We start from the raw sequence: 16,513 nt of genomic DNA, 5'->3' as shown, positions 1-16,513 counted from the left end.
TAAGCATCTATTTTCTAAAACAAAAAAGCCACTCCAACCGAGTGGCTTTTTTTATATAAACGCCTAACCGTTTTTAGACGGCTAAAACCCCAATCATAAATTGTTGCTAATAATCGGTCAACATGACTTATATCAGGCTTTAGGGCTATTTACCTTCCTACCTTTAACTATAATTTAGTTTAATTAAAATTCAAAAAGATGTCAACTAATACTATAAAAGCCTATTGTTTGGGTGGAGGATTGGGTTCATTAGCAGCCGCAGCATTTATGATAAGAGATGGAGGAATGTTAGGTTCTCAAATTACTATTTTTGAAAAGCTCCCTACTTTGGGAGGTTGCTTAGATGGGGCAAGACTTGAAGATGGGAGTTATTCGCTTCGTGGAGGTAGAATGCTTACCACAGATGCTTACGAATGTTTTTGGGGTTTATTTCAAGATATCCCTTCCATTCATAATAAAGGCATGTCTGTAAAAGAGGAAACTATAGCCTTTAATAAAAAACATATAGCGCATTCTCAAGCGCGTTTGGTAGATAAGAACCGTCATATTGTAGATACGGCTACCATGAATTTTACCATGCATGATAGGTTGGAGTTTCTTACCTTATTAGAAGCATCCGAAGAAAAACTAGGAACATCGAAAATTACGGATTGGTTGTCGCCAGAATTTTTCACCACTAACTTTTGGTACATGTGGCAAACAACATTTGCTTTTGAACCTTGGCATAGTGCAGTAGAGTTTAAGAGATATCTACATCGTTTTATGAATGAGTTTCCAAGAATTAATACTCTTGCAGGAGTAAAAAGAACGGAATACAATCAGTATGACTCTTTGGTACGCCCATTACAAGCATGGCTTCAAGAAAAAGGGGTTAATTTTGAATTAGCGACTACTGTTGATGACATAGCTGTTGAAGATATAGATGGAAAAGTAACGGTGACTTCGGTAAGCGTTATTGGGCCAAAAGGAGCGAAACAGGTGGCTGTTGCTCCAGATGATCTTGTTATTTTTCAAAATGGTTCTATGGTTGATGCTTCTAGTACAGGTTCTATGGAACATGCACCAGTGAAAAAAACAAAAGCAGATAGTAAGGGGTGGACGCTTTGGGAGAAATTAGCAAAAGGGAGACCAGATTTTGGAAATCCAGCACCTTTTAATTCAAGTATTCCAGAATCTTTCTGGGAATCATTTACTGTTACCTTCAAAAAATCTGACTTCTTTGATAAGTTAGAAAAAATGTCAGGCAACAAAGCAGGTACCGGTGGTTTGGTAACTTTTAAAGACTCTAATTGGTTAATGTCTATTGTACTTTACAATCAGCCGCACTTTATAGGGCAGCCAGATGATGTCTTTATCTTATGGGGGTATTCCTTATATGGAAACCGAGTAGGAGATTTTGTACCAAAAACCATGATTGAATGCAATGGGCAGGAAATACTAACAGAACTAGCAGGCCACTTTAATTTTGATGACAGTGTCTTTGAAGGTGCTATTTGTGTGCCTTGTAGAATGCCATACATTACGTCTATGTTTATGCCACGCGCAAATAGTGATAGACCAAAACCAGTACCAGCAAGTTCTAAAAATTTGGCTTTTGTAAGTCAGTTTGTAGAAATTCCGGATGATGTGGTCTTTACGGTAGAGTATTCGGTAAGAGCAGCACAAACGGCCGTATATCAATTATTAAATATTGATCGTGAAATTCCTAAAATCACGAAACATGATAAATCACCTAAAGTACTTTTAGATTCTGTGATCAAATCATTTGCATAATTGTAAAGTGAAAGAAGCTCACTATACTGTAAAAGCCACTTCGGAAGAAGTGGCTTTTTGTTTTATAATTCCTACAGTGCCAAAGCGTTGCTATTTCTAATAGGCTAAGCTAGGGCTACAAATTTGCTAAATAAATACCATGAAAAAAGCCTCTCAGTTTCCTGAAAGGCTTTTGTTTCTAGTAGCGGGAACTGGACTCGAACCAGTGACCTTCGGGTTATGAGCCCGACGAGCTACCTACTGCTCTATCCCGCGATATGGGTTTTTGAAACGATCTTCTTAGCTTTTAACTTTCAGTTCATAACTACTGACTGATATATTTCAGGCTGCAAAGATAGTTACTTTTTGCTATTCACCAAACTTTATTTGAAATAAATATTAAAAATTTTTGATAAGCACTTAAATTGGGGTATTTGTGAGCTCCTTACTTAAAATCTTACTATTTTGTACGGGTTTAAAAAACCACCCTATTACAAAACACTTATTTATGGAAAACTACGGCTTACTTTCAATTTTGCCACCTGTTATTGCGATTGTCTTAGCGCTTAAAACAAAACAAGTATATATAGCCTTGCTTTTCGGAATATGGTTTTCTTGGGTCATCATGAGTGATTGGAATGTGCTCACAGGAACATTAGCAACCATAGAGGGTATGGTAAATGTTTTTAAATCTGAAGGCAATACAAGAACAATAATGTTTAGTGCCCTTGTAGGGGCATTACTATTATTTATTCAATACTCCAAAGGGGTAGAAGGTTTTATAAATCAGCTAAATAAAGTAATTCTTTATTTTGAAAAAAAGCAAAAAGGCTATAGTAGAGTAGTGGTGCAGTTGTTAGCATTGATTACAGGCTTATTATTGTTTGTAGAAACAAGCATTAGCTCTTTAACGGTAGGAACCCTGTACAGACCAGTTTTTGATAAATTGAAAATACCAAGAGAGAAGTTGGCGTATATCGCCGATTCTAGTTCTGCCCCTTCCTCCATTTTAATTCCTTTTAATGCTTGGGGAGCTTTTATAATGGGCTTGTTAGTTACACAGGGTTTAGATAATCCTTTTGGCTTATTGCTATCTTCTATTCTGTATAATTTCTACCCTATATTGGCTATTGCCATTGTTTTTATAGTGATTTTGACTAAAAAAGATATTGGCCCGATGGCTAAGGCGGAGAAGAGAACTAGAGAAACAGGAAAGTTGTTAAATGATAATTCTAAACCCATGCTTTCTAGTGAGGTAACTTCTTTGGCTCCAAAAGAAGGTATAGAGGCAAGGGCGTATAATATGATCGTACCATTAGCAACAATGGTTTTTATGATGCCTATTAATTTAGTCTATACAGGGTGGAGTGCTGTGGAGAATGCTACTTCCTTTTCAGATCATGTTTTTCAAGCAATAGGGAAAGGCTCAGGATCATCATCTGTGTTGTATGCGGTACTTACCGCTATTCTGGTGGCTATGATCATGTATAGATCTCAAAAAATAATGAAGACCAAAGAAATGATCGATTTGGTTTTAAAAGGAATAAGTGAGTTAATGCCATTAGCATTATTAATGCTGTTAGCCTTTGCTATTGGTGATGCCTGTAATCAATTAGGAACGGGAGCTTTTGTTGCAGAATGGTCAAGAGATTGGTTGTCACCAGAATTTTTACCGGCAATTATTTTTATAATTAGTTCATTTATAGCTTTTTCTACAGGTACTTCATGGGGTACTTTTGCTATAATGATGGCTATTGCTGTACCCATGGCGGAAGTGCATGGTGCACCTTTAACGCTTGTCATAGCAGCAACTTTGGGGGGTGGTATTTTTGGAGACCACTGTTCTCCAATATCAGATACCTCAATTATTTCGTCTATGGCATCGGCAAGTGATCATATAGATCATGTAAATACACAGTTGCCTTATGCTTTAATTGGCGGAGGAATTACAGTAGTCCTGTACTTAATTTTAGGTTTTCTTATGAATTAAAGAAGTACAATAAGCTACCTTTGTACTTTTAAATGTTAAAATAGTAAAATGGCAGATCATAAAGCTGGTTTTGTAAATATTATTGGAAATCCTAATGTGGGGAAATCTACATTGATGAATGCCTTTGTGGGTGAGAAATTATCTATTATCACCTCCAAAGCACAAACCACAAGACACCGTATTTTAGGAATTGTTAATGGGGACGATTTTCAGATGATTTTATCGGATACTCCTGGAATTATCAAACCTGCTTACGAGCTACAGTCTTCTATGATGGATTTTGTGAAGTCGGCTTTCGAAGATGCAGATATCCTGATCTACATGGTAGAAATAGGCGAAAAAGCATTGAAAGATGAGCGTTTCTTTGAAAAACTAAAGAATAGCAAAATTCCGGTACTTTTATTATTAAATAAGATTGATGTCTCTGAGCAAGGTATTTTAGAAGAGCAAGTACAATACTGGCATGAGCAATTGCCAACAGCAGAAATACACCCGATAAGTGCATTACAGAATTTTAATGTAAAAGAAGTATTCCTTCGTATTTTAGAATTACTGCCTGTTTCTCCTGCGTTTTATCCTAAAGATCAATTAACAGATAAGCCAGAACGTTTCTTCGTAAATGAAACTATTAGAGAGAAAATATTACAGAACTACAAAAAAGAAATTCCTTATTCTGTAGAAATAGATACCGAGGAGTTTTTTGAGGATGATAAAATTATTAGAATGCGATCTGTGATTATGGTAGAGCGCGAATCTCAAAAAGGAATCATTATTGGTCATAAAGGTGCTGCTTTAAAAAGAGTAGGTGTAGAGTCAAGAAAAGATCTAGAAATCTTCTTTGATAAGCAAGTGCATTTAGAGCTGTATGTAAAAGTAAATAAGAACTGGAGAAGCAATGCTAATCAGTTAAAACGTTTTGGATACAATCAAGGCTAGGTTCTTAACCTTTGTTTATTCTTTAGTTTACGCCTAAGTTACACAAGAGCTGCATTTTTGGTTGTTATACATAAACAACCAAAACAATGAAAAAATTTACTTTAGTTGCTCTTTTTGGAGGGCTTTTACTAACTTCTTGTATTAAAGATCACGTAGGACATGGTGGTGATGCGGATATAGATGTATCTGCTTTACAATTTACAAAAATCGGAGGATTCTCAAATGGCTCTGGAGACGAAGGGTTTTCAGAGATCAGTGCTTTTGATCCTAGCACTAAAAAATTATTTGTTGTAAATCCTGTGCAATCAGAAGTATCCGTTTGGGATATATCGGTACCTTCTTCTGCGGTTAAATTAACATCAATTATCCTTACAGGTGTTCCAAATAGCGTTGCGGTTCATGATGGCGTGGTTGCGGTAGCGGTAGAAAATACCAATAAGCAATCCAATGGGACCATTCAAACCTATGATACTACTTCTCAAAACTTAATAACTTTATATACCGTTGGCGCGTTACCAGATATGGTAGCCTTTTCTCCTGATGGTACCTATTTAATTTCTGCTAATGAAGGAGAGCCTAATGATGATTATACAGTAGACCCAGAAGGTTCTGTCTCTATCATAAATATTGAAAGAAATGAAATTAACACCTTATTTTTCACCTCTTTTAGCGCATCTGCAATAGGGAATAATTTTAGAGTTTTCGGTCCTAATGCGAGTATCGCTCAAGATGTAGAGCCTGAGTATATTGCGGTCTCTGATGATAGCAAATACGCTTACATTACCTTACAAGAAAATAACGGAATTGCCGTTGTAAATTTAGCAGCAAAAACAATTACCGATGTATTTGGATTAGGGACAAAAGATTTTTCTCTTCCAGAAAATACTATGGATGCGAGTAATAAAGATGATGTTTTAGGGAATTTTAAAAACTGGCCGGTATTGAGCTTCTATATGCCAGATGCCATTGCATTTGCAACTATTGATGAAATGGAATATATCATTACCGCCAATGAAGGAGATTCTAGAGATTATGATGGCTATTCTGAAGAAGAACGTGTAAAGGATTTGACCTTAGACCCAACAGTTTTCCCTAATGCTGCAGAATTACAGTTAGATGAAAATTTAGGGCGATTAAAAATTACTACGGCCAATGGTGATCTTGATGGTGATGGCGATTTTGATAAAATTTATGGGTATGGCGCTAGGTCCTTTTCAATTTGGAATACATCAGGAACTTTGGTGTATGATAGTGCAGATGAAATAGGACGTACTACATTTGATATCAACCCATCATTCTTCAATGCAGATGAAGGAGAAGCTGATGGCAGAAGTGATGATAAAGGTGCTGAACCAGAATCAGTAACTACTTTAAAAATTGGAAACTCAACCTTATTATTTGTAGGTCTTGAAAGAGCAGGTGGCGTTATGGTTTATGATATTTCTAATCCTACGAGTCCGCAGTTTCTAGAATGGTTATTAGATACAAATGATGTAGCACCCGAAGGCTTGTTAACCATAGCAGCAAAAGATAGCCCTACGGGTGAAAATCTTGTGGTTGTTACAAATGAGGTTTCTAATACCGTAGCTATTTATGAGATTAAATAGAAGAAGATAAATTAGTTTTACAATCCCTAAGTTTTAAAAAGCTTAGGGATTATTTGTTTAGCGTCTGTTCCATAAGATCATACAGCTCTTGCATTTGTGGTCTTCCTTTTCTTTTTCCTATCCGGCCAAAAGCATAGAAGGCAAACCAAAGTACAATCATAAGAATCATGAGTCCTACTTGAAATCCGTAGGACTTATTTAGCGCAAAACTTGAATAGGCCCAAATAGATAATACAATAAATAAGGTGGCGATACCAAAATGCAGAAACATAAAAAAGGTCCATAGAGTTGGGTTAGGGCCAAAAACACCATAAAGTTTAGTGGTTTTTTTATCTTCACTTGTAATGATTTCTAAGTGTAATTGTGGCGACCAAAAGTGATGCTCCTTCGGTTTAAATTTTAAAAAAACGTGCTCATCCATACGTTTACAGATAATGGATTGAAAAGCTAAATTTTCAAAATTAGACAGTAATTTCTCAGCACTAGCATCTAACTCTAGTTGAAAGCGAGGTCTTAAAACGATAGTATTTGGAAGCGTTTTCACTGGTATCTTATAATTTTTAAACGAGTTTGGGACTAAATATATCTCAAATTTTCATAGATCGTTACATTTTTCTTTTCCCTAATTTCACAGTAACAGCTATTTAGGTAGAGAAGATATCATTTTTCTTCAATAAATAATAGTACTTTTGCAGCAAAATTACGAAGTATGAGTGCTATTGTAGCCATTGTAGGGAGACCTAACGTAGGTAAGTCAACTTTTTTTAACCGATTAATAAAGCGTAGAGAGGCTATTGTTGATGCGGTTAGTGGGGTTACGCGTGACCGTCATTACGGCAAAAGTGACTGGAATGGAAGAGAGTTTTCAGTAATTGATACTGGAGGATATGTTAAAGGGAGTGATGATGTTTTTGAAGCAGAAATAGATAAGCAAGTAGAATTGGCTATCGATGAAGCGGATGTTATTATTTTCATGGTTGACGTGGAAACCGGAATTACGGGAATGGATGAGGATGTTGCTAATTTACTTCGTAGAGTAAAAAAGCCGGTTTTATTAGCGGTAAATAAAGTAGATAACAACAAGCGTGCAGAAGACGCGGTAGAATTCTATTCCTTAGGTTTGGGTGATTATTTTACAATCGCGAGTACCAATGGATCGGGAACAGGAGATTTATTAGATGCTTTAGTAGAGGTTTTGCCAGAGAAAGAGCCTAATAGAGATGAAGAATTACCAAGATTTGCTGTAGTAGGGAGACCAAATGCAGGGAAGTCGTCTTTTATAAATGCCTTAATTGGTGAAGAAAGATATATTGTTACCGATGTAGCAGGTACCACTAGAGATAGTATCGATACGAAATATAATCGTTTTGGTTTTGAATTTAATCTAGTAGATACTGCGGGGATCCGTAGAAAGTCTAAGGTGCATGAAGATCTTGAGTTTTACTCAGTGATGCGTTCTGTTAGAGCTATTGAACATTCAGATGTGTGTATTATAATTTTAGATGCTACGCGTGGTTTTGATGGTCAGGTACAGAATATCTTTTGGCTAGCCCAACGTAACAACAAGGGAATTGTAATTCTTGTAAACAAGTGGGATTTAGTAGAAGACAAAGAGACCAATACTATTAAGCAATATACAGAGAAGATAAAAGAAGCTATGGCACCATTTATAGATGTGCCTATTGTGTTTATGTCTGTGTTAACGAAGCAACGTATTTTTAAAGCGATTGAAACGGCTGTTCAAGTATATGAAAACAGAAGCCGTAAAATTCAAACGCGTAAGTTTAATGATATTATGCTTCCGTTGATAGAGAATTATCCTCCACCAGCGTATAAGGGTAAATATGTAAAAATTAAGTTTTGTACACAATTACCAACGCCATATCCGCAGTTTGCATTTTTCTGTAACTTGCCACAATATGTAAGGGATCCGTATAAGCGTTTCTTAGAAAATAAGCTTAGAGAGAGTTTTGATTTCTCTGGAGTGCCTATTTCTATATTTATGCGTAAAAAGTAAGCGGTACTAAAAGCTGAAAACTTAAAAGAGGGCTAGATTCTATTATAGAATTTAGCCCTCTTTTTTATGGTTTACATTATGTTGCTAGAGAATGAAGACTGTAACTGTTTTATTTGCTATATCTATTTCACTCGTTGAGCCACTTACAGAAATGCTGTCTATTTCAGTATCAATCCCGCAACAGACACTACCTTCACCGGTTTTTTCTATAAACATATCCATCGTAAAAAAAGCATCAGTCTTTAAATTAACGGTATAGCTTTTTTCTTGACTTTCTAGGATGTCTATTGATAAGTATATGCCTGGAGTTTCTTCGGTAGCATTTACAGAAAAAGCTGCATTCATACTATCTTCGTCAAAAATGGTAATATTTGAAGCGGTATAGGTTCCGTTTTCTATTAAATTAGCACCGGAAGCTTCATCAATGATGATCATCTTAAAGTTATTGGATAAGCAGGTCTCTGCGCTACAGTCTGTTGTAGTAGATTCGGTACTGCTTTCGCATTGCACAAGAAAAAGGGATAATAAAAGTACTGTTATTGTTTTATACATAAGTAGGATTTTTTTAAAGATACAAATTATAAGGAAAGGTTGCTTTTTTTGAAGTTAAGATTACCAACCTCCAGAAGCACCGCCTCCGCCAAAGCCTCCACCTCCGAAGCCTCCGCCAAAACCACCGCCTCCGCCACTACCGAAGCCTCCTCCGGAACTATGGCCGCCACGTCCCATGTTACTCAATATGATAGCATCCCAAATACTGAAGCCTCCAGAATTATTGCCGCCATTTTTGCCGCCGCCATTTCTTTTGTTCTTATTAGATAAGATGATAATAATTACGATGAAAATAACAAATGGGAATAGATTTTGAAAAGGGAAAGAGGTATTGTTAAACGTTCTGTCTTCTTGAAATTCTCCGGTTAAAACACTGAAAATAGCATCTGCACCTTTGTTTAGTCCGCTGTAATAATCGCCAGTTTTAAATTCAGGAATGATAATTTGTTCTATGATCCGTTTAGACATGGCATCGGTAAGAGAACCTTCTACGCCATACCCTGTATTGATAGCAACTTTACGATCGTCTTTGGCAAGGATAACCAGGATTCCGTTATCCGTGTCACGCTGTCCTATGCCCCATTTCTGACCCCATTGTGCGCCCAGATAATTAATTTCTTCTCCTTTTGTAGTGGCAATAATAACCACCACTATTTGTGTTGAGGTACTGTCTGCGTAATTTTTTAACTTTTGTACTAAGTTGTTCTTTTGTGAAGTAGATAATAGCGCTATATAGTCATATACCCCTTCCTGTACGCTTGGTTTGTCTGGAATGGTAAACTGACCAAAGGCAAGTGTGGATAAGAATAGAAATAAAATGAATGCTTTATCCTTTAGAAACTTCATTGCTAAGTTCATTTGTGTCGTTATTTTGCCAAGGAAAATGACCGTGAAGTTCTTTTCCAGCTTTTAAAATACCATCAATGATACCTTGTTTGAAATTTCCTAGTTTAAATTGCTCTTGAATGGCATTCTTTGTAGTATCCCAAAAATCACTAGGGACCACCTTATCAATTCCTTTATCGCCACAAATAACAAATTTTTTATCATGTACAGCAACGTAGATTAATACGCCATTGGCATCTTTTGTATTGTCCATCTTTAAAACATGAAATACTTCTTCGGCACGTTTAAAAGGCTCCAGGTCTGTATGTGCTTCAATATGAACTCTAATCTCGCCAGAAGTATTTTTTTCGGCCTCAATAATTGCTTGAACAATCTCTTGTTCTTCTTTAGCTGATAAAAACTCTTCTACTTTAGACATACGATTCTAGTTGAAATCAAAATTTACATCAGGAGCATTTTCTGCACCTGCGTTAGATGAAAATAAGGACATAGGATCAAAATTAGCAAGTCCTGCAATAATGTTCGTTGGTATTTTTGCAATTTTAATATTGTAGTCTCCTGCTAAACCATTGAAACGATTTCGTTCTACATTAATTCTATTTTCAGTGCCTTCTAATTGCGACTGTAAGTCTAAGAAATTCTGGTTAGCTTTTAATTCTGGATAGCGTTCTACGACCACCATCAATTTGCTTAAAGCACCTGTTAAACCACCTTGAGCCTCTTGAAAGGCAGCCATTTTTTCAGGAGTTAAATTATTTGCATCAATATTAGTGGCAGTAGCTTTTGCTCGTGCTTCAATAACGTCTGTTAGCGTTCCTCTTTCAAAATCTGCAGCACCTTGAACCGTTTTAACTAAATTACCAATAAGATCACTACGTCTTTGGTAAGAGCTTTCTACGTTCGCCCATTGCTTAGTCGCTTCTCCTTTCATTTCTACAAGGGTATTGTTGGTGTTAACATACCACATTCCGAATAGGGCAATTATGGCTACAACAACAATAATCCCGATGAGTCCTTTTTTCATTTTAAATATTTTTGGTTCGTATTATAATTGATTTTTAATTTTTACAAGTTCGGCTTTTATACCTTCTAGTTTCGAAATAATATCAAATTTTGATAAAGTCTGACTTTTGTTTTCTTTTAAATGTGTTTTAGCACCCTCTAAGGTAAAGCCGCGTTCTTTTACCAAGTGATAAATGAGCTGCAGATTTTTTACGTCTTGCGGGGTAAATTTTCGGTTGCCTTTCGCATTTTTTTTAGGTTGAAGTACATCAAACTCTTTTTCCCAGAATCTAATTAACGAAGTGTTTACCTCAAATGCTTTCGCAATTTCACCAATACCGTAATATCTCTTTTCAGGAAGTTCTATATGCATTAGTCTAAGGATTGATTTTCTTGTGAGGCAGTTTTTAACATATTAGCAAATTCTTCTGCTGTTAAACTTCCGTAATAGAAATTAATAGGATTAATGCGTTGGTCGTCTTTAAAGACTTCATAATGAAGGTGAGGCCCTTCTGAACGTCCTGTACTTCCTACAAAGCCAATAAGTTCACCACGCTTTACCGTTTTTCCAGCAGTAACATTATACTTACTCATGTGCGCATATAAACTTACGTACCCAAAACCATGATCAATTCTTATATGATTACCATATCCTGAAGAATTACTATCTGCTCTGGTAACTTTACCATCACCTGTGGCATAGATAGGCGTTCCTTTTGGAGAGGAGAAATCCATTCCCCAGTGCATCTTTCTTGCTTTTGTAAATGGATCTGATCGCCAGCCGTACCCAGAAGCCATTCTTTTTAAATCTTCATTTCGGATAGGTTGTATGGCAGGGATTGCTGCTAATAATTTTTCTTTTTCTTCTGCTAGCTTAGTAATTTCATCTAATGATTTTGATTGAATGACCATTTGTTTTTGAATGATATCCATTCGTTTGGTAGAGGCGATAATCATTTCGGAGTTGTTAAATCCTTCTAATGATTTATATCGGTTAACACCACCAAAACCAGCACGTCTTTGTTCGTCAGGGATAGGGTTGGCTTCAAAATAAATACGGTAGATGTTGTTGTCGCGATCTTCTATATTCGTTAAAACTTGCTCTACTTGCTCCATTTTTTTATCTAACAATTCAAACTGCAAATCATAGTTTCGCAATTCGCGTTGTAAAGACAATTCTTTAGGCGTATTGATAAAATTTGTATTTAATAATACCGTTAGGCCTAGAAGACCAAATAGCAATGAGCCCAGTAAAAACAGGCTTATATTCCTGTATTTTCTAGATTTTTTTGCTTCTATTTTGCGATACGATAACGTATCTGGATCGTAATAATATTTTACTTTAGACATAAATGGATTTTATCCTATTTTTGTGCTTTCAATTTAACGTAACAAACAAATATAAAAATAGTTTTGTAGATTCCCTTAAATTTATCAAAAGCTTAAGTTTTTGTCATCATTTTCTTTTGTTTAATAGAAGAAAATAGGGGCAATCAATGTGCTAAATTTATAAGAATGTGCTAAAAGCATTAAACAATTACAGATGAAATCTCAAGAGATACGATCAAAATTTTTAGATTTTTTTAAGGACAAAGAACATAAGATTGTTGCTTCTGCGCCTATGGTTATTAAAGATGACCCTACCTTAATGTTTACAAATGCTGGTATGAACCAGTTTAAGGAATTCTTTTTAGGAAATACAGTTCCAAAATATACCCGTGTAACAGATACTCAAAAATGCTTGCGTGTAAGCGGTAAACATAATGATTTAGAGGAAGTAGGGAAAGATACCTATCACCACACCATGTTTGAAATGTTGGGGAACTGGAGTTTTGGCGATTATTTTAAAGAAGAAGCCATCACTTGGGCTTGGGAGTTTTTAACAGATGTCTGTAAGATTGATAAATCAAGTCTTTATGTGACCGTTTTTGAGGGGAGTAAAGATGCCGATAATTTAGATCAAGATACGGAGGCTTTAAACCTTTGGAAGAAAATAGTTCCAGAATCTCAAATACTCTTTGGAAATAAAAAAGATAATTTTTGGGAAATGGGCGATCAAGGTCCTTGTGGCCCTTGTTCTGAAATACATGTAGATATTAGAACTGCGGAAGAAAAAGCTAAAATTTCTGGAATGTCATTAGTGAATAATGACCATCCGCAAGTCGTAGAGATTTGGAATTTAGTTTTTATGCAATACAACCGTAGAGCAAATGGGCAATTAGAACCTTTACCGGCAAGACATGTGGATACAGGAATGGGCTTTGAACGTTTGTGTATGGTGATGCAAGGGGTGCAATCTAACTATGATACGGATGTTTTTACACCAATCATTAGAGAGATAGAAGCAATTACACATACTACCTATGGTAAAGAAGAGAAGCTAGATATTGCAATACGAGTAATCGCAGATCACATCCGTGCGGTATCTTTTTCAATATCTGATGGGCAATTGCCTAGTAATACAGGTGCTGGTTATGTGATTCGTAGAATCTTACGTAGAGCTATTCGGTATGGGTTTACGTTCTTAGATACGAAAGAACCTTTTATGTACCGTTTGGTAAATGTGCTTTGTGACAGTATGGGTACTGCGTTCCCTGAACTTAAAAGTCAGAAACAACTTATTGAAAATGTTATAAAAGAAGAAGAGCATTCATTTTTAAAAACCTTGGATCAAGGCTTGGTGCTTTTAGATACGATAATTTCAAATGCAGATACTAAAACTATTGATGGTAGAAAGGCTTTTGAATTGTATGACACTTATGGCTTTCCAATAGATTTAACTGCACTTATTTTAAGTGAAAGAGGGCTTATTTTAGATGAAAAAGGATTTGATGTTGCGATGCAAGAGCAAAAGAAACGCTCGCGTTCTGCGTCAGAAATTTCAAAAGAAGATTGGACGATACTTTCCTCAGATTTGGAACAGGAATTTATAGGGTATGAAGTATTGGAGTCTAATGTAAAATTGGTAAAATATAGAAAAGTTACCTCTAAAAAAGACGGAGAACAGTATCAATTTGTTTTTAACTTAACTCCTTTCTATGCAGAAGGTGGTGGTCAAGTAGGGGATAAAGGATATTTGGAGGCTGTTAATGGCGATGTAATTTATATCTTAGATACGAAGAAGGAGAATAATGAAATTATTCACTTTGCTAAGAATCTTCCAAAAGATGTCAAAGAAACGTTCAAAGCAGTAGTAGATCAGAAACAACGTCGTAGAACAGAAGCAAATCATACGGCAACCCATTTATTACACCAAGCCCTACGTGAAATTCTAGGAACACATGTTGAACAAAAAGGATCTGCAGTACATTCTAAATATTTACGATTTGATTTTTCTCATTTCTCAAAAATGACAGCAGATCAATTAACGGAAGTAGAGAATTTCGTAAATGCACGTATTGAAGGAAACTTACCTTTAGAGGAAGGTAGAAATATACCGATGCAAACCGCTATTGAGCAAGGTGCTATGGCCTTGTTCGGAGAAAAATATGGCGATGCTGTGAGAACCATTCGGTTTGGAAAATCTATTGAGCTTTGTGGAGGTACACATGTAAAAAACACAGGCGAGATTTGGCATTTTAAAATTAAGTCAGAAGGTGCTGTAGCATCGGGAATTCGAAGAATTGAAGCGATAACATCCGATGCTGTTAAAGATTTTTATTCAGATAATAATAGCATTCTTTCAGAAGTAAAGCATTTGCTAAATAATAGTAAAGATCCTGTAAAAGCTGTAGGTAGCTTACAGGAAGAAAATGCTAAATTAAAGAAAGAGATTGAAGGCCTATTGCGTGATAAAGCGAAGAATCTAAAAGGCGATTTACTTACTGAAATTCAAACCATAAACGGGATTGATTTTCTGGCAAAGAAAGTAGATTTAGATGCGGCAGGAATTAAAGATTTGTCTTTTGAGCTAGGAAGTAATAAAGATAATTTATTCTTGTTGTTAGCGGCTGAGAATGATGGTAAAGCCTTATTGTCTTGTTACATATCTAAAGAACTAGTAGAAAAGAAAGCGTTAAGTGCGGTAACCGTAGTACGTGAATTAGGGAAACTTATTCAAGGTGGTGGTGGCGGCCAAGCGTTCTTTGCAACAGCAGGGGGTAAAAACCCAGGAGGAATCATGGATGCTTTAGAGAAGGCAAAGGTGTATATAGAATAGATTTAAAGTCCATCTTAAATAGAATATATAAATTAAGACTTAGTAGTGTACCTTTGGGTATGTACTAAGTCTTTTTATTTTTTAACAATGAAATTGCAAACACAAATACCTTTAACGAAAGCCAAACATCAAATTGATTATAACAGTCAGTTGGTATTGTTAGGGTCTTGTTTTGTTGAAAATATTGGATCAAAATTATCGCACTTTAAATTTCAATCGGTTCAAAATCCATTCGGAATCTTATTCCATCCGCTAGCAATTGAAAATTTAGTATTTAGAGCAATACATGATGAGAAATATACAGAGGATGATGTTTTTTATTTGAATGAAAGGTGGCAGTGTTTTGATGCACATTCAGATCTATCAGCAAATACTAAAGAAGCGTTATTAGATAATTTAAACAAAGGATTAAAGGTTGCGTTACATCAACTTAAACAAGCGTCACACCTTATACTAACGTTAGGTACCGCTTGGGGGTATAAAAAGTTAAGCACAGAAAAAATAGTGGCCAATTGCCATAAATTTCCTCAGGCAGCGTTTCATAAAGAGTTACTTTCTGTTGGTGCTATTCAGGAAAGTTTAGCGCGAATTATTGCGCTTATTAGAACCGTTAATAGTACTGTGCAATGTATTTTAACAGTTTCACCGGTACGTCATATCAAGGACGGATTTATTGAAAATCAGCAAAGTAAAGCACATTTAATTACAGCGATACATGGAGTGATTAATTTCCCAGGAGAAGGAAAGGAATATTTTCCAAGTTATGAGATCATGATGGATGAACTTCGTGATTATCGTTTTTATGCAGAAGATATGGTACACCCCAACGCAGTGGCTATAAATTACATTTGGGAGAAATTTATAGAAGTTTGGGTCTCTGGAGAGGTTTTTGGTATGATGAAAGATATTGATGCTGTTCAAAGAGGATTAGCACATAAACCTTTTAATGCAGCGTCTGAGCAACATCAGAAGTTTTTAGCAAAGCTGAAGGATAAAATTGCTTATTTTGAGAAAGAATATCCATTTATGAAATTTAGTCTATGAAAAACATCATTATAGGAGCTGTGGTAGCTTTAGCATTCGTATTTATTTTTCGTTCTTGTTCCGATAGCTCAAAAGAGAAATCTATCTTGAAAGAGAACTCTATGTTAATCCAAGAGTCCATAAAAAATGTATCTAAACTAGTTGTAACCGAGGGCCATTTTGCTGAGGTATACAATTATAAAGATTCACAGCAGCTCTTTGGACCTTTAATAACTGCAGAGAAGAAGGCTTTGGTCGTGGTCAATGCAGATGTTACCGTTGCCTATGATTTGAGCAAAATAGATTTTGAAGTCAATGAAGAAACAAAAACGCTGCTCATAAAAAGTATCCCTGAACCAGAAATAAAATTGAATCCAGATTTCGAGTATTATGATGTTACTGCAGATTATTTAAATCAGTTTAACGCCAATGATTATAATAAGATCAAGAAGAATGTAAAAGCTTCATTAATGAAAAAAGTAGAAAATTCTGCCTTAAAAACAAATGCACAAAACAGATTGTTAAGTGAGCTTTCTAATTTTTACGTGCTAACCAACTCTTTAGGATGGACTTTAGTGTATAAAGGCGAAATCGTAAATAATAATTTACCAGATTTAATAAAAGGATAA

The 16,513-nt window shown here is 35.7% G+C and carries 15 protein-coding genes and 1 tRNA gene; 8 read left to right on the top strand and 8 right to left on the bottom strand.

Features of this window, described 5'->3' with window-relative positions; genetic code table 11:
* Window positions 1-198 precede the first annotated feature (198 nt).
* Entirely contained in the window at window positions 199-1,773 is a 1,575-nt protein-coding gene (locus GQR94_RS04805) for an oleate hydratase (RefSeq protein WP_158974405.1), read from the top strand.
* Window positions 1,774-1,955: 182 nt separating this feature from the next.
* On the opposite strand, the gene GQR94_RS04800 is transcribed toward GQR94_RS04805, so the two are convergent.
* Window positions 1,956-2,028: transfer RNA gene (locus GQR94_RS04800), tRNA-Met, on the bottom strand.
* 232 nt (window positions 2,029-2,260) lie between these two features.
* On the opposite strand from GQR94_RS04800, the gene GQR94_RS04795 reads away from it, so the two are divergent.
* The 3 genes from GQR94_RS04795 (at window position 2,261) to GQR94_RS04785 (ending at window position 6,285) form a co-directional block, all read left to right on the top strand.
* Window positions 2,261-3,742: a Na+/H+ antiporter NhaC family protein gene (locus GQR94_RS04795; protein ID WP_158974404.1), complete on the top strand. Its 1,482-nt coding sequence runs from the start codon at window positions 2,261-2,263 to the stop codon at window positions 3,740-3,742.
* Window positions 3,743-3,790: 48 nt separating this feature from the next.
* The gene (gene era / locus GQR94_RS04790) at window positions 3,791-4,678 is read left to right on the top strand and encodes a GTPase Era (RefSeq protein WP_158974403.1); all 888 of its coding nucleotides are present in this window, start codon (window positions 3,791-3,793) and stop codon (window positions 4,676-4,678) included.
* A gap of 86 nt (window positions 4,679-4,764) precedes the next feature.
* Window positions 4,765-6,285 (top strand): choice-of-anchor I family protein, encoded by a 1,521-nt coding sequence (locus tag GQR94_RS04785; RefSeq protein WP_158974402.1) that lies wholly within the window; start codon window positions 4,765-4,767, stop codon window positions 6,283-6,285.
* Window positions 6,286-6,334: 49 nt separating this feature from the next.
* On the opposite strand, the gene GQR94_RS04780 is transcribed toward GQR94_RS04785, so the two are convergent.
* On the bottom strand, window positions 6,335-6,829 hold the full coding sequence (locus GQR94_RS04780; protein WP_158974401.1) for a GTP-binding protein: 495 nt from the start codon (window positions 6,827-6,829) through the stop codon (window positions 6,335-6,337).
* A gap of 165 nt (window positions 6,830-6,994) precedes the next feature.
* Between GQR94_RS04780 and der the strand changes: the two genes are divergently transcribed.
* Complete coding sequence (gene der, locus GQR94_RS04775; RefSeq protein ID WP_158974400.1) at window positions 6,995-8,302, top strand: ribosome biogenesis GTPase Der; 1,308 nt, start codon at window positions 6,995-6,997, stop codon at window positions 8,300-8,302.
* An 84-nt stretch (window positions 8,303-8,386) separates the two neighbouring features.
* Here the strand turns inward: der and GQR94_RS04770 are convergent, their stop codons facing one another.
* From GQR94_RS04770 to GQR94_RS04745, 6 genes are read right to left on the bottom strand one after another with little or no spacing between them, the layout of a single operon-like run.
* Window positions 8,387-8,854, bottom strand: coding sequence for a hypothetical protein (locus GQR94_RS04770; protein ID WP_158974399.1), 468 nt, complete (start codon window positions 8,852-8,854; stop codon window positions 8,387-8,389).
* A gap of 60 nt (window positions 8,855-8,914) precedes the next feature.
* Window positions 8,915-9,700 (bottom strand): YgcG family protein, encoded by a 786-nt coding sequence (locus GQR94_RS04765; protein ID WP_158974398.1) that lies wholly within the window; start codon window positions 9,698-9,700, stop codon window positions 8,915-8,917.
* Entirely contained in the window at window positions 9,681-10,118 is a 438-nt protein-coding gene (locus tag GQR94_RS04760; RefSeq protein ID WP_158974397.1) for a TPM domain-containing protein, read from the bottom strand. The genes GQR94_RS04765 and GQR94_RS04760 overlap by 20 nt, the downstream gene beginning before the upstream one ends.
* A 6-nt stretch (window positions 10,119-10,124) precedes the next feature.
* Window positions 10,125-10,724 carry a LemA family protein gene (locus GQR94_RS04755; RefSeq protein WP_158974396.1) on the bottom strand — a complete coding sequence of 200 codons (600 nt, stop codon included), beginning with the start codon at window positions 10,722-10,724 and terminating at the stop codon, window positions 10,125-10,127.
* Between the two features lie 21 nt (window positions 10,725-10,745).
* Complete coding sequence (locus GQR94_RS04750; RefSeq protein ID WP_158974395.1) at window positions 10,746-11,075, bottom strand: MerR family transcriptional regulator; 330 nt, start codon at window positions 11,073-11,075, stop codon at window positions 10,746-10,748.
* Window positions 11,075-12,052, bottom strand: a complete 978-nt coding sequence (locus GQR94_RS04745) for a M23 family metallopeptidase (RefSeq protein WP_158974394.1) — start codon at window positions 12,050-12,052, stop codon at window positions 11,075-11,077. The genes GQR94_RS04750 and GQR94_RS04745 overlap by 1 nt, the downstream gene beginning before the upstream one ends.
* 193 nt (window positions 12,053-12,245) lie before the next feature.
* Between GQR94_RS04745 and alaS the strand changes: the two genes are divergently transcribed.
* From alaS to GQR94_RS04730, 3 genes are all read left to right on the top strand, one after another.
* Window positions 12,246-14,861 (top strand): alanine--tRNA ligase, encoded by a 2,616-nt coding sequence (gene alaS / locus GQR94_RS04740; protein WP_158974393.1) that lies wholly within the window; start codon window positions 12,246-12,248, stop codon window positions 14,859-14,861.
* Window positions 14,862-14,948: 87 nt separating this feature from the next.
* Window positions 14,949-15,905, top strand: coding sequence for a GSCFA domain-containing protein (locus tag GQR94_RS04735; protein ID WP_158974392.1), 957 nt, complete (start codon window positions 14,949-14,951; stop codon window positions 15,903-15,905).
* Window positions 15,902-16,513: a DUF4230 domain-containing protein gene (locus GQR94_RS04730; RefSeq protein WP_158974391.1), complete on the top strand. Its 612-nt coding sequence runs from the start codon at window positions 15,902-15,904 to the stop codon at window positions 16,511-16,513. Before GQR94_RS04735 ends, GQR94_RS04730 begins: the two co-directional genes overlap by 4 nt.

It is taken from the genome of Cellulophaga sp. L1A9 (genome assembly GCF_009797025.1).
GTDB lineage: Bacteria > Bacteroidota > Bacteroidia > Flavobacteriales > Flavobacteriaceae > Cellulophaga.
The sequence above is the reverse complement of the archived record's forward strand: the minus strand, read 5'-3'. Positions and strand labels throughout refer to the sequence as shown.

What these genes read in the sequence shown, in the direction of transcription:
- GQR94_RS04805 (WP_158974405.1), top strand. Translation starts at nt 199, where the DNA reads ATGTCAACTAATACTATAAAAGCCTATTGTTTGGGTGGAGGATTGGGT.
- GQR94_RS04770 (WP_158974399.1), bottom strand. Translation starts at nt 8,854, where the DNA reads ATGTATAAAACAATAACAGTACTTTTATTATCCCTTTTTCTTGTGCAA.
- GQR94_RS04730 (WP_158974391.1), top strand. Translation starts at nt 15,902, where the DNA reads ATGAAAAACATCATTATAGGAGCTGTGGTAGCTTTAGCATTCGTATTT.
- GQR94_RS04745 (WP_158974394.1), bottom strand. Translation starts at nt 12,052, where the DNA reads ATGTCTAAAGTAAAATATTATTACGATCCAGATACGTTATCGTATCGC.
- GQR94_RS04750 (WP_158974395.1), bottom strand. Translation starts at nt 11,075, where the DNA reads ATGCATATAGAACTTCCTGAAAAGAGATATTACGGTATTGGTGAAATT.
- GQR94_RS04765 (WP_158974398.1), bottom strand. Translation starts at nt 9,700, where the DNA reads ATGAAGTTTCTAAAGGATAAAGCATTCATTTTATTTCTATTCTTATCC.
- alaS (WP_158974393.1), top strand. Translation starts at nt 12,246, where the DNA reads ATGAAATCTCAAGAGATACGATCAAAATTTTTAGATTTTTTTAAGGAC.
- GQR94_RS04735 (WP_158974392.1), top strand. Translation starts at nt 14,949, where the DNA reads ATGAAATTGCAAACACAAATACCTTTAACGAAAGCCAAACATCAAATT.
- GQR94_RS04795 (WP_158974404.1), top strand. Translation starts at nt 2,261, where the DNA reads ATGGAAAACTACGGCTTACTTTCAATTTTGCCACCTGTTATTGCGATT.
- GQR94_RS04785 (WP_158974402.1), top strand. Translation starts at nt 4,765, where the DNA reads ATGAAAAAATTTACTTTAGTTGCTCTTTTTGGAGGGCTTTTACTAACT.
- GQR94_RS04760 (WP_158974397.1), bottom strand. Translation starts at nt 10,118, where the DNA reads ATGTCTAAAGTAGAAGAGTTTTTATCAGCTAAAGAAGAACAAGAGATT.
- der (WP_158974400.1), top strand. Translation starts at nt 6,995, where the DNA reads ATGAGTGCTATTGTAGCCATTGTAGGGAGACCTAACGTAGGTAAGTCA.
- GQR94_RS04755 (WP_158974396.1), bottom strand. Translation starts at nt 10,724, where the DNA reads ATGAAAAAAGGACTCATCGGGATTATTGTTGTTGTAGCCATAATTGCC.
- era (WP_158974403.1), top strand. Translation starts at nt 3,791, where the DNA reads ATGGCAGATCATAAAGCTGGTTTTGTAAATATTATTGGAAATCCTAAT.